We start from the raw sequence: 11,454 nt of genomic DNA on the forward strand, positions 1-11,454 counted from the left end.
GCAGGGAACTCAGCTACCGCTCTTGCGCGCGGCGGCGTCGTGGTCTTCGGTGAGGGCGCGGCGGTATTTGGCGTAGTAGTCGTCGGACAGCTTGCTGCCACCGAGCATCTTCAGGGCGAAGGCCTTGACCTCGCTGTTGCTGTAGGCACGCGCGTCGTCCTCGTGCGGCGGCTGGGCGGCGCAGCCCAGCAGCAGCACGGGCAGGGCAAGCGTCAGGAGGCTGAAGGATCTGGGCATGAATGCACCCTGGGTTTAGCGGAATGGGAACGCTGGCAGGTTAGCGATGCCTCGTCAGCGGCGGAAATCATCCTGTTCGATAGTGCTTATCGTTGCGGTGACTTCCGACCCCTGGCCGTCGCGGAAGGTTCCCCGGTGCGACATCGTCGGGCGTTTCCGGCTATTCTTCGCGGCCTTGTCATTTCCTCGGTAGGACCTGTCCCATGAAAGAGCAACTCGTCGAACTCATCACCCTGATCAGCTCGGGATGCCTGGGCGCCGAGGAAATCCAGCAGATCGCCGAGGAAGCGGCCGCGGCCTATGCCGACCCGCAAGCCTTCCTGGCGGCCAATCCGGACATCAACTACGACGACAGCTTCCCGATTCCGCTGGGCGAGTGGGTGGTGGTCGGCAGCCTGCCGGAGATCGTGCTCTTCCAGGCCGACAACTACGCCGACCTGTTCGCCGAAATAGTCGCCTCTTTCGATAAGAGCGTGTCCTTCGTGCTCAAGCCCAAGCAGCTGCAGAAGACCGAGCCGCTCACCGCGCTCAACCGTATCCAGGTGCAACTGAGCGCGCTCTACCCGGAAAAGGGTGGCTATGTGCTGGTGAACTTCAGCGAACCGCTGGATGACGCCTTGCAGGCGGTGCTGGTCTACCGCGAAGACCTGGAGCGGGTCATGGCGCTCTGCGTGGAAGTCGGCATTCCGGCGGCGCCGGCCTACGAAAGCCTGCAGCGCGCCAGTCAGGAGTGATTGCGCGGCGGGCTCTGCTGCGGGCGGAACAGGTGGGCGTTCTGCGGTAGCCAGCGATAGTAGAAGTGGAATTCGAACAGGCGCGGGTGGTGACAGCGGCAGCGCCTGGCAGCGCCGGGCCGATCCGCGGCCTGCACCTCCAGCAGGCCCATGCTGATGAACGGCTGCAGCACCTGGCACTCGGCGTCGTCCAGGCGCACAGGGCGGCCACGCACCAGATCGGTGACGTGGCGGCACAGCCTGGGCAACTCCACGCGGCTCATTCCTCGGACCGCTCCTGGCGCTCAAGCAGCGCGCGCAGATCCACCAGTCGCTGTTCGCCGAACTGGCGCATCGGCAGCGCACCGGCGTCGATCCAGTTTTCCAGCAGCGGTAGCTGATCGGCCATGCCGATCAGTTCGGCGAAGCGTTCCAGCGTGAGGTAATAGGAATGTTCCGACAGCTCTACGGAGAAGGTTTCTTTCCCTTTCATGCGGCATCCTGCACCATGACCAGCGCCTTCCAAGACGAATAATTTCGTCGGTTCTGCGCGGAGGTTATCCTAATTTCTAGGAGTAAAAAGGGCTTCCCCGATTATTCGGACATGGATGACAGATGGTTAAGAAACGTTTCCTATTCACCGCTGGAGAACGGCTGCGCGGCCTGCGCGAGCTGATGGGGCTGAGCCGGAGGGAGTTCGCCGAAGTCGTCGGCATGAAGACCAAGAGCGTCGAGAATATCGAGCTGGGTCTGCAACGCATGCACGACGAGGATTTCCAGAAGGTCTGCAGCGTCTATCCGGATTTCAGCCGCTGGATCACCTACGAAGGGCCGCTCGATTCCACCTCGGTGGCCTGGAAGATCGCCGACTCGGCGCAACGCGCCGCGGTCTACCTGGTGCAGCGCTATCCCACCTTGCTGGAGAACAGCGAGATGGACCTGGAGGAATGGCGGGCGCGCCACCGCGAAGTGCTCGAACGCCTGCGCGAGGAAGAAGAGCGCGAAGAGGAACCGGCGCCGCCGGGCGAGGGCGAGGGCGAGGCTTAGTCGCGCTCGCTGAGACAGGCGCGCAGGTACGCCACCAGATCAGGCGCGCCGATTTCGCGCAGGCCCTCGCCAAAGGCGTTGGCCTGCGGATGATCCTTGGGGAGCAGCAGGCTCTCCGGGGTTTCGCTGTTGAACAGGCCGAAGCGCGCATAGGGTAGCCCGGTATCCAGCAGCAGGCCCATGAAGCCGGGGTCGCTCCAGGCCCGGGTGGGGATGGCAAGCAGGTGATAGCGCTGCTGCAGTTCGTCCAGCGCGCTGCCTTGCAGGTGGTAATGCTCGATCGTTGCCGGCAGGCGGATCTCCAGGCCGCGGCGACGCGCGTAGGCCACCGCGCAGGCGAATTCGCAGGGGTGGCTTTCCTCGTCCCAGAACAGTCGCTCGGCATGCCAGTCGGCCTGGCGCAGGCGCAGCGTGGCCTTGCGCTCGAAGTCGGGCAGGGCCAGGCCGAGGGCCTTGCTGAAATCCTTGTAGCTGATGATACGAACCTTGCGGCAGGCCTCGCTGGCGGCCAGTTCCTCGAAGCTCGACAGGCGGCTGTCGAGCAACGGGCCGCGGCTGCACAGGCCGTCGACCTCGCGCAGGTCGATGGCGGGGCGTTCCTCCCGGTGCTTTGCCACCAGCCTCTTCAGCACCGCGTGGGCACGTGCCTTGTCTTCCTGTACCGGGCCGGACAGCGCGCCGCGTGGCAGATCGATCAGGCGATGCAGCGGTGGCCCGGATTGCCAGCCGATACCCGAGGCTGGGCGTTCCGGAGCGCTGAATGGCAGTGCCAGGGCGCGGCTGCGCTGCAACACCTTCTGCGCGTCCGCCGCGCCCAGGCCCAGGCGTTGGGCAATGGCAGCGAGGCGTTGGGACATGCGGGGTTGGCTCATGGGCGGCGCAAAGCTCCTGGTAGCCGGTGGGCCGATACGGGGGATGCCATGCTGGGCATGCCCCGGACAGCTCTAAGCATAGGAAAGGCAGCGACGATTGTGCGTCCGTGCTTCGACAAAAAACGTCTCCTTGTGGTTTCGGCTCATCGGCCAGGTGCGGCTCCCTGCGACCTGGTGCCTCGCCTGATGCGTGGCCGGCCAGCTATAATAACGCCCCATTTTGCCGACCGATGCCCGACCATGTATAGCTTGGCCCGCGAGCTGTTGTTCAAACTCTCCCCGGAAACCTCCCACGAACTGTCCATCGATCTGATCGGCGCCGGCGGCCGCCTCGGGCTCAACGGCCTGTTCAGCAAGGCGCCGGCCAGCCTGCCGGTCAAGGTCATGGGCCTGGAGTTCGCCAATCCGGTCGGTCTGGCCGCCGGCCTGGACAAGAACGGCGACGCCATCGACGGCTTCGCCCAGCTGGGCTTCGGCTTCATCGAAATCGGCACCGTCACACCGCGCCCGCAACCGGGCAACCCCAAGCCGCGGCTGTTCCGTCTGCCCCAGGCGACGGCGATCATCAACCGCATGGGCTTCAACAACCACGGCGTCGACCATCTGATCGAGCGGGTCAAGGCGGCCAAGTACCGTGGCGTGCTGGGCATCAACATCGGCAAGAACTTCGATACCCCGGTCGAGCGCGCGGTGGACGACTACCTGATCTGCCTGGACAAGGTCTATGCCCACGCCAGCTATGTCACGGTCAACGTCAGCTCACCGAATACCCCGGGTCTGCGCAGCCTGCAGTTCGGCGACTCGCTCAAGCAATTGCTGGAAGCACTGCGCCTGCGCCAGGAAGACCTCGCCGAGCAGCATGGCCGGCGGGTGCCCCTGGCGATCAAGATCGCCCCGGACATGAGCGACGAGGAAACCGCCCTGGTGGCGGCGGCGCTGGTGGAAGCGGGGATGGATGCGGTGATCGCCACCAACACCACCCTGGGGCGTGAAGGCGTCGAAGGCTTGCCGTTCGCCAACGAGGCGGGTGGCCTGTCGGGCGCCCCGGTGCGCGAGAAAAGCACGCACATCGTCAAGGTGCTGGCTGGGGAACTCGGTGGCCGTCTGCCGATCATCGCCGCCGGCGGCATCACCGAAGGCATTCATGCGGCGGAGAAGATCGCCGCCGGTGCCAGCCTGGTGCAGATCTATTCCGGCTTCATCTACAAGGGCCCTGCGTTGATCCGAGAAGCGGTGGATGCGATCGCCGCGGCGCGGCGCGTGGGCCAATAAAAAGGGCTCCTTTCGGAGCCCTTGGGCTTGCGCCCTGCCGCCCGGATGGGGCGTGCTTGGGGAAATCGGTGTGATCCTTGGTCAGCTGGTTGCGTGTTGCATCTGGTTCAGACGTTGAAGACCGGCGGTGCCGGTAAGACCATCCCAGTTGTCGCCGCGGCCCTCGCGCCAGCCGTTGAGCCAGGATTGCCGGGTTTCGGGATGGGTGAACGGACAGAGATCGCGGGATTTACCACTGACACCGTATTGATAACCACGCAAAAAGGCTCTTTCCAACGGATCACGCTTAAGTCTTCTCATAGGGTATTGCCCTCACTTGTTGACTGTTATGTCCCGTTGGCCCCCCAGGGAGGCCTGGCGGAAGTTTCCGCCACAGGGGCCGGTTGCCGGCGTGACAGGCCCCTCCCGCCACCTTTGCGGCGACGGGTTAAGCTGAGTTCTAAACCATGGTCTCTGCGACTGTGAACGACCAATTTGTCATAAAGACTTAACTCTTATGGGTTCGGGCCATAAGTTCTTTCGCTCCGGGCCTCCGTTGAACGGCTCTGGCCCGCATGTGACGGGGCTTATACCCGAGAGGCGACGAATTGCTCGTGCAATTGAGAGCCTCTCTCATCCCGACGAGCGGGCCGAGCCTGCGACTCCGGGTCGCGCTGCGAAACCGGGTTTACAAGAATTCATGGTGTAGGGTCAGGCGTGCTGACGCGACACTACGCTCAAGAGGCCAGGTAGCCTCGCTGAAAAGGGCTGCGGCCCGGGAAATCTAATGGCGGAACACTACGAACTCTTCCTGACCTGCCCCAAGGGGCTCGATGGCCTGCTGCTGGAGGAGGCCCAGGCGTTGGGGCTCGGCGAAGCGCGCGCGCAGGTCTCTGCGGTGCGCGGCGTGGGCGACCTGGAGAGTGCCTATCGGCTGTGCCTCTGGTCGCGCCTGGCCAACCGTGTCTTGCTGGTGCTGGCGCGCTTCCCGGTGAGCAATGCCGAGGATCTTTACCACGGCGTGCGCGCGGTCTCCTGGAGCGAGCACCTGGATGCCGGTGGCAGCCTGGCCGTGGAATTCAGCGGCAAGGGCTCGGGCATCGATAACACCCACTTCGGCGCGCTCAAGGTCAAGGACGCCATCGTCGACAATCTGCGCGCCGAGTTCGGTCGGCGGCCGACGGTGGACAAGGTCAATCCGGATATCCGCGTGCACCTGCACCTGGATCGTGGTCAGGCGGTGTTGTCGCTGGACCTGTCCGGGCACAGCCTGCACCAGCGTGGCTACCGTCTGCAGCAGGGCGCCGCGCCTTTGAAGGAAAACCTCGCCGCGGCCATCCTGATTCGCGCCGGTTGGCCGAAGATCGCCGCCGAAGGCGGGGCATTGTCCGACCCCATGTGCGGTGTCGGCACCTTCCTGGTGGAGGCCGGCCTGATGGCCGCCGACATTGCCCCCAACCTCAAGCGCGAGCGCTGGGGCTTCGACAAGTGGCTGGGGCACGTCCCGGCGGTCTGGCGCAAGCTGCTCAGCGAAGCCGAGCAGCGCGCCGCCGCCGGCCTGGCCAAGCCGCCGTTGTGGATTCGCGGCTACGAGGCCGATCCGCGGCTGATCCAGCCGGCGCGCAACAATATCGAGCGCGCCGGGCTGGCCGAATGGGTCAAGGTCTACCAGGGCGAACTGGCCACCTTCGAGCCGCGTCCGGACAAGGGGCAGCGTGGTCTGGTGATCTGCAACCCGCCCTATGGCGAGCGCCTGGGCGACGAGGCGAGCCTGTTGTACCTCTACCAGCATCTGGGCGAACGCCTGCGCCAGGCCTGCCTGGGCTGGAGCGCCGGGGTCTTCACCGGCGCCCCGGAGCTGGGCAAGCGCATGGGCATTCGCAGCCACAAGCAGTACGCCTTCTGGAACGGCGCGCTGCCGTGCAAGCTGCTGATGTTCGATGTGGAACCGCGTCAGTTCGTCACCGGTGAGCGGGGCGAGCGCGGCGAAGCGCGCAGCGCGCAGGATGGCCAGGCCCAGGTGCCGGTCGAGCAGGCCCGCCTCAGCGAAGGCGGGCAGATGTTCGCCAACCGCCTGCAGAAGAACCTCAAGCAACTCGGCAAGTGGGCCCGCCGGGAGAAGATCGAGTGCTATCGCCTGTATGACGCCGATATGCCCGAGTACGCCCTGGCGGTCGATCTGTACCGCGATTGGGTGCACGTGCAGGAGTACGCCGCGCCCAAGTCGATCGATCCGGCGAAGGCCCAGGGGCGTCTGCTCGACGCCCTGGCCGCGCTACCACAGGCGCTGGGCATTCCCAGTGAGCGCATCGTCATCAAGCGCCGCGAGCGCCAGGCCGGCAAGAAGCAGTACGAGCGGCAGAACAGCGAAGGGCGCTTCATGGAGGTCGAGGAGGGGGGCGTCAGGCTGCTGGTCAATCTCACCGACTACCTGGACACCGGGCTGTTCCTCGACCACCGGCCGATGCGCCTGCGCCTGCAGCGCGAGGCCGCCGGCAAGCGCTTCCTCAACCTGTTCTGCTACACCGCCACCGCCACCGTGCATGCGGCCAAGGGCGGCGCGCGCAGCACCACCAGCGTCGATCTGTCGAAGACTTACCTGGACTGGGCGCGGCGCAATCTGTCACTGAACGGTTTCTCCGACAAGCAGCGCCTGGTGCAGAGCGATGTTATGGAGTGGTTGCGCGAGGATCGTGGCGAATATGACCTGATCTTCATCGACCCGCCGACCTTCTCCAACTCCAAGCGCATGGAAGGCGTGTTCGACATCCAGCGCGACCACGTCGAGCTGATCGACCTGGCCATGACGCGCCTGGCCAAGGGCGGGGCGCTGTACTTCTCCAACAACTTCCGCAAGTTCGAGCTGGAGCCGGGCCTCGCCACACGCTATCAGGTCGAGGAGATCAGCGCCGAAACTCTGGACCCGGATTTCGCGCGCAATCCGAAGATCCACCGGGCCTGGCGCATCAGCGCGCGCTGATGCGCCGGCCGCCCGCGGCCGGGATCACTGGCCGCGGGTGGAGGCGTAGAGGTCGAGCAGTACCTGGTCGAGGATCGAGGACGCACCCCACGGCCGGTTGCTGTTGAGGATCGCCACCACCACCCAGTTGTTGCCCTTGGCGTCGCGGCTGAAGCCGGCGAGAGCGCGCACCGTATTCAAGGTGCCGGTCTTGACGTGGGCCTCACCGGTCATCGGCGTGTGGCGCAGGCGTTTGTGCATGGTCCCATCGACGCCAACGATCGGCAGCGAGGAGATGTACTCCGCCGCGGACGGGCTGTGCCAGGCCGCTTGCAGCATCGCCGCCATCTCACGGGCGCTGACCCGTTCGTCACGCGACAGGCCGGAGCCGTTCTCCATCACCAGGTGCGAGGCGGTGATGCCCTTGCGCGCCAGCCATTGGCGGATCGCCCGTTGCGCGGCCTTGGAGTCGTCGCCGTCGGCGCTGTTGCGGTACTGCGCGCCAATCGAAAGGAACAACTGCTGCGCCATGGTGTTGTTGCTGTACTTGTTGATGTCGCGAATGATCTCCACGGTGTCCGGGGACAGTGCGCGGGCGAGCAGGGTGGCGTTCTTCGGCACGCTGCCCTGGCGGTCCGTACCGCTGATGCTGCCGCCCAGCTCCTGCCAGATACCGCGCACGGCGCCCGCGGTATAGGCGGGATGATCGAGCAGCGACATGTAGGTCTGCGCGCTGCAACCGCGGGGAATCTCGCCGGCCGCGTTGAGCACGGTGCCATCGGCGCGGGTTTCCGGGATGAAGCGCAGTTTCGGCCAGGCCGGGCAGGTAGCCGGGGGCGTGACCTTGACCTGATTCTCGAGGCGCACGTTGGCCAGCGGCGGATCCATCATCACCGTCGCCTGGCCACCTTCGGTGCGCACCACCAGGCGCACGCTCTTCAGGTTGACCATGAGCGAGTCCGGGCCGACCAGGAAGGGCTTGTTGTCGTCGCCGCCGTCATCGTTGAACACCGGTAGCTGCGGCTGGTTGAAGTAATTGCGGTCGAGCACCAGGTCGCCATTGACCTTGAGCACGCCATTGGCGCGCAGATCGCGCATCAGCAGCCAGAGTTTTTCCAGGTTCAGTTTCGGGTCGCCACCACCCTTGAGGTAGAGGTTGCCGTTGAGCACCCCGTCCTTCAGTTGGCCGTCGGTGTAGAACTCGGTCTTCCACTGGTAGGTGGGGCCGAGCAGTTCCAGGGCGGCATAGGTGGTGAAGAGTTTCATGGTCGACGCCGGGTTCACCGAGACGTCGGCATTGAAATAGGTGGGGTTGCCAGGGCCATCCAGAGGGATCAGAACCAGGGACAGCGCGTTGTCTTCCAGCTTGCTGGCCTTGAGGGCCTTTTCCACCCTTTCCGGAAGGGTGGTCTTGATCTGCGCCAGGGACGGCAGCGTGAAGGGCAACAGGGTGGCGAGGGCGAGAATACGCAGTGATTTGAGCATGTTTGAAAGTGAAATCCCGGGTCAGGGCATTGACTTGAAAAGGTGACAAAAAAGAAACACTGACAATAGACGATTCCCGTATTGGATAAGGAATGCGCCGGCGCATTATGCCGCAAGCCGCCAATGGATGTGCTCGGCTTTCGGTACAGGATGTCATGGGAGGGGGCGGCCGAAGCTGGTAGAGTGCCGGCCGGTTTCCACGCGAATTCACGGCAGCCGCCGTGCGCGGGGAGCCGGTTTTACCGTTCTTAATCGAGGAGATTCGTCAAATGGCCACCAATCGTTCCCGTCGCTTGCGCAAGAAGCTCTGCGTCGATGAGTTCCAGGAACTGGGGTTCGAGCTGAGTTTTCAATACCAGCAAGGCTTGGCCAGCGACGCCGTGCAGGCTTTCCTGACGCGATTCCTGGATCAGGCGATCGAGGCCAATGGCCTGGCTTACACCGGTTGTGATGATTTCGGCTTCGTCTGCCTGGCCCGTCGTGGCTCGGTCAGCGAGGCACAGCGCGTGGCGGTGGAGGCGTGGCTGAAGCAGCAGGCCGAACTGAGCGGCAGCACGGTCAGCGCACTGCAGGACGCCTGGTATCCGGGACAGCCGATTCACGCGTCGGCCTGAGCCACAGGCGGCTTGCGTCCGTCCGCACCGCTGGTGGGCGCGACTGCCGGTGTCACAGGGGCGGCGAGGAAGGGATGTTTTCGCCGGCCGGGGATTCGAAACGCCAGCGCATGGGGTCGAGGGCTTCCGCTTGCGCCTTGCGGGGCCATTCGCGGAACTCTGCTTCCGAGAGCGGCTGGGAGAACAGGAAACCCTGCCCCAACTGGCAGCCCAGCTCGCGTATCTGCCGTAGTTGCTCCAAGGTCTCGATGCCTTCGGCGACCACGCGCAATTGCAGGTGCCGCGCCAGCGCCATGGTGCCGGCAACGGATTCGTAGGCCCGTGGGTTGTCCTGCATGTCGCGGATGAAGGATGCGTCCAGCTTGATCTCGTTGCATGGCAGGTCGCAGAGCCGCTGCAGCGAGGAATAGCCGGTGCCGAAATCGTCGATGGAGATATTGCAGCCCATCAGCCGCAGGCGGGCGAGGTTCTCCAGGCTGGTCAATGGCGTCGACACCAGTCCGCCCTCGATGATCTCGAACGTCAGGCTGTGGGTGGCGATGCAGGTCTGCTTGAACTGCGCCTGCAAGCGAGCGGCCAGATCCTTCTGTTGCAGCACTTCCACGTCCATGTTGATCGCCAGCTCCTTCGGCGAGCCGTTCAACTGCTCGCGTCGGGCGAAATCCAGCGCCTGGCCCAGGACCAGTTCGAACAGGTCCGGCAGCAGCTTCATCTGACGAATCGCGGCGAGGAAGTAGGCTGGCCGGAGCAGTCCGTGCACCGGGTGTTCCCAACGCACCAGCACTTCCGCACCGACGGTCTCCAGGGTCTTCAGGTTGACCTTGGGCTGGTAGAACGCCTTGAACTCCCGATTCTGCATGGCCCGCCAGACTTCCAGCGCTGTCGGTGTCGGCCGGGTCGGCGAAGGGAGCGCCGGCGGTTCCGGGTTGAAGGCTTTGAGGCGTGCCTGCAGGCTGGACATCTGCAGCGGTTTACCCAGTTCGCCGATCACCGCCAGGCCGTGCAGCGTGGCGATATGGGCGATGGCGCGACGCAGGTCGGCGGGAATATCGCTGACCACGATGATCGCCTTGACCAGCTTTTCCCGCGCGGCGAGACGCAGGAAGGTAATAAGGTCCATGCCAGGTATGCGTACGTCGCAGATCGCAATGTCGACTCCCCCTTCATCCCTCAGCAACTCGATGGCGCCGTTGCCTTCCGCGGCGGCCAGGACCTTTTCGTAGCCGAGCGTCTGCAGGCCATGCACGGTCGCCTGCCGCAGAAATGCATGGTCCTCCAGTACCAAGAGGGTTGAATTGTTCATGGGATTTACCGATTTCGACAAAGTTTGAAGTGTGCCGGGCCATGAAAGACTTTGAATTAAAAATATTCCAATAGCCGCGTGGGAAATTTCTGACGATTTATTGGTGATAATTGGCCTGGGTGGGGCTTTTGTTTCTATGGCGTCGGAATTGGTTTTTTATTATGTAGGAATTTACTTAAGACACTAAAAGTGTGCCATGTTCGTCTCGACAGCATTTTCTTGGACGATATCTTACGGAGGGCTCTTGGGAAGTCTGTGAATTCTGTAGGAGAGTGATCGTGAGTAAAGTGCTAATTGTCGACGACCATCCGGTTATCCGAATGGCAATGCGGGCCCTGCTGGAAAAAGAGGGCCATACCATCATAGGCGAGGCCGATAACGGCGTTGACGCGCTGTCCTTGGTGAAGGAGCTGATTCCAGACCTGGTGGTCCTGGATATCGGTATTCCGAAGCTCGACGGGCTGGAGGTCATCAGCCGTCTCTCCGCCTTCAGCCTGCCGCTGAAAATATTGGTGCTCACCGGCCAGAGTGCGTCGCTCTATGCGATGCGCTGCATGCAGGCAGGCGCGTCGGGTTTTGTTTGCAAGCAGGGTGGATTGTCCGAGTTGGTCAGCGCGGTCAACGCTGTGATCGCGGGATATAACTATTTCCCCAGTGCTGCGGTGCGGCCTGTGCGTAAGAATAATGGGAGCATGGATGATCATGAACTCATTCAGCGCCTCTCCGATCGGGAAATGTCAGTTCTGCAATATTTGGCCAATGGCTATTCGAACAAGGATATTTCCGAGCAGATGTTCATCAGTAATAAGACGGTCAGTACATACAAGACGCGTCTGTTATTGAAACTGAACGCTCATTCGTTGGTAGATCTGATCGAGTTCGCCAAGCGCAACGCTTTGGTCTGAGGTGTGGGATGACTGCTTGGTACAGGCGGCTCCTGGCCATTTTCGCCCTTAGCTTCATCTGGGCGACT

General features: G+C 63.4%; 13 protein-coding genes. 6 read left to right on the forward strand and 7 right to left on the reverse strand.

The features are described 5' to 3' along the window. Positions 1–9 precede the first annotated feature (9 nt). Positions 10–237: a hypothetical protein gene (locus tag BLQ74_RS02435; protein WP_090260484.1), complete on the reverse strand. Its 228-nt coding sequence runs from the start codon at positions 235–237 to the stop codon at positions 10–12. 203 nt (positions 238–440) lie between these two features. On the opposite strand from BLQ74_RS02435, the gene BLQ74_RS02440 reads away from it, so the two are divergent. After that, positions 441–971 carry a hypothetical protein gene (locus BLQ74_RS02440; RefSeq protein WP_090260486.1) on the forward strand — a complete coding sequence of 177 codons (531 nt, stop codon included), beginning with the start codon at positions 441–443 and terminating at the stop codon, positions 969–971. On the opposite strand, the gene BLQ74_RS02445 is transcribed toward BLQ74_RS02440, so the two are convergent. After that, complete coding sequence (locus BLQ74_RS02445; RefSeq protein ID WP_090260488.1) at positions 962–1,234, reverse strand: hypothetical protein; 273 nt, start codon at positions 1,232–1,234, stop codon at positions 962–964. The genes BLQ74_RS02440 and BLQ74_RS02445 overlap by 10 nt on opposite strands. Further along, positions 1,231–1,443 carry a hypothetical protein gene (locus BLQ74_RS02450; protein WP_090260490.1) on the reverse strand — a complete coding sequence of 71 codons (213 nt, stop codon included), beginning with the start codon at positions 1,441–1,443 and terminating at the stop codon, positions 1,231–1,233. The genes BLQ74_RS02445 and BLQ74_RS02450 overlap by 4 nt, the downstream gene beginning before the upstream one ends. Before the next feature lie 122 nt (positions 1,444–1,565). Here BLQ74_RS02450 and BLQ74_RS02455 point away from each other — a divergent pair, with 122 nt between their 5' ends. Next, on the forward strand, positions 1,566–1,997 hold the full coding sequence (locus tag BLQ74_RS02455; RefSeq protein ID WP_090260492.1) for a helix-turn-helix domain-containing protein: 432 nt from the start codon (positions 1,566–1,568) through the stop codon (positions 1,995–1,997). On the opposite strand, the gene BLQ74_RS02460 is transcribed toward BLQ74_RS02455, so the two are convergent. Further along, on the reverse strand, positions 1,994–2,869 hold the full coding sequence (locus tag BLQ74_RS02460) for a DUF6685 family protein (protein WP_244507129.1): 876 nt from the start codon (positions 2,867–2,869) through the stop codon (positions 1,994–1,996). The genes BLQ74_RS02455 and BLQ74_RS02460 overlap by 4 nt on opposite strands. A gap of 240 nt (positions 2,870–3,109) precedes the next feature. Here BLQ74_RS02460 and BLQ74_RS02465 point away from each other — a divergent pair, with 240 nt between their 5' ends. Further along, a complete protein-coding gene (locus BLQ74_RS02465; RefSeq protein ID WP_090260494.1) occupies positions 3,110–4,141 on the forward strand; it encodes a quinone-dependent dihydroorotate dehydrogenase in 1,032 nt (343 codons plus the stop codon). Positions 4,142–4,222: 81 nt separating this feature from the next. Here the strand turns inward: BLQ74_RS02465 and rmf are convergent, their stop codons facing one another. Next, positions 4,223–4,441, reverse strand: coding sequence for a ribosome modulation factor (gene rmf / locus BLQ74_RS02470; protein ID WP_090260497.1), 219 nt, complete (start codon positions 4,439–4,441; stop codon positions 4,223–4,225). Positions 4,442–4,907: 466 nt separating this feature from the next. Between rmf and rlmKL the strand changes: the two genes are divergently transcribed. After that, the gene (gene rlmKL, locus BLQ74_RS02475; RefSeq protein WP_090260499.1) at positions 4,908–7,100 is read left to right on the forward strand and encodes a bifunctional 23S rRNA (guanine(2069)-N(7))-methyltransferase RlmK/23S rRNA (guanine(2445)-N(2))-methyltransferase RlmL; all 2,193 of its coding nucleotides are present in this window, start codon (positions 4,908–4,910) and stop codon (positions 7,098–7,100) included. 24 nt (positions 7,101–7,124) lie between these two features. Here rlmKL and dacB read toward each other — a convergent pair whose 3' ends face one another. After that, a complete protein-coding gene (gene dacB, locus BLQ74_RS02480) occupies positions 7,125–8,564 on the reverse strand; it encodes a D-alanyl-D-alanine carboxypeptidase/D-alanyl-D-alanine endopeptidase (RefSeq protein WP_090260501.1) in 1,440 nt (479 codons plus the stop codon). 269 nt (positions 8,565–8,833) lie between these two features. Here dacB and BLQ74_RS02485 point away from each other — a divergent pair, with 269 nt between their 5' ends. Then, positions 8,834–9,178, forward strand: a complete 345-nt coding sequence (locus tag BLQ74_RS02485; RefSeq protein WP_090260503.1) for a YggL 50S ribosome-binding family protein — start codon at positions 8,834–8,836, stop codon at positions 9,176–9,178. Between the two features lie 52 nt (positions 9,179–9,230). On the opposite strand, the gene BLQ74_RS02490 is transcribed toward BLQ74_RS02485, so the two are convergent. Further along, on the reverse strand, positions 9,231–10,481 hold the full coding sequence (locus BLQ74_RS02490; protein ID WP_090260505.1) for an EAL domain-containing response regulator: 1,251 nt from the start codon (positions 10,479–10,481) through the stop codon (positions 9,231–9,233). A 278-nt stretch (positions 10,482–10,759) separates the two neighbouring features. On the opposite strand from BLQ74_RS02490, the gene BLQ74_RS02495 reads away from it, so the two are divergent. Further along, positions 10,760–11,386 carry a response regulator transcription factor gene (locus BLQ74_RS02495; RefSeq protein WP_090260507.1) on the forward strand — a complete coding sequence of 209 codons (627 nt, stop codon included), beginning with the start codon at positions 10,760–10,762 and terminating at the stop codon, positions 11,384–11,386. The last annotated feature ends 68 nt before the right edge of the window (positions 11,387–11,454 follow it).

This window comes from Pseudomonas panipatensis, from assembly GCF_900099785.1.
Classification (GTDB): domain Bacteria; phylum Pseudomonadota; class Gammaproteobacteria; order Pseudomonadales; family Pseudomonadaceae; genus Pseudomonas; species Pseudomonas panipatensis.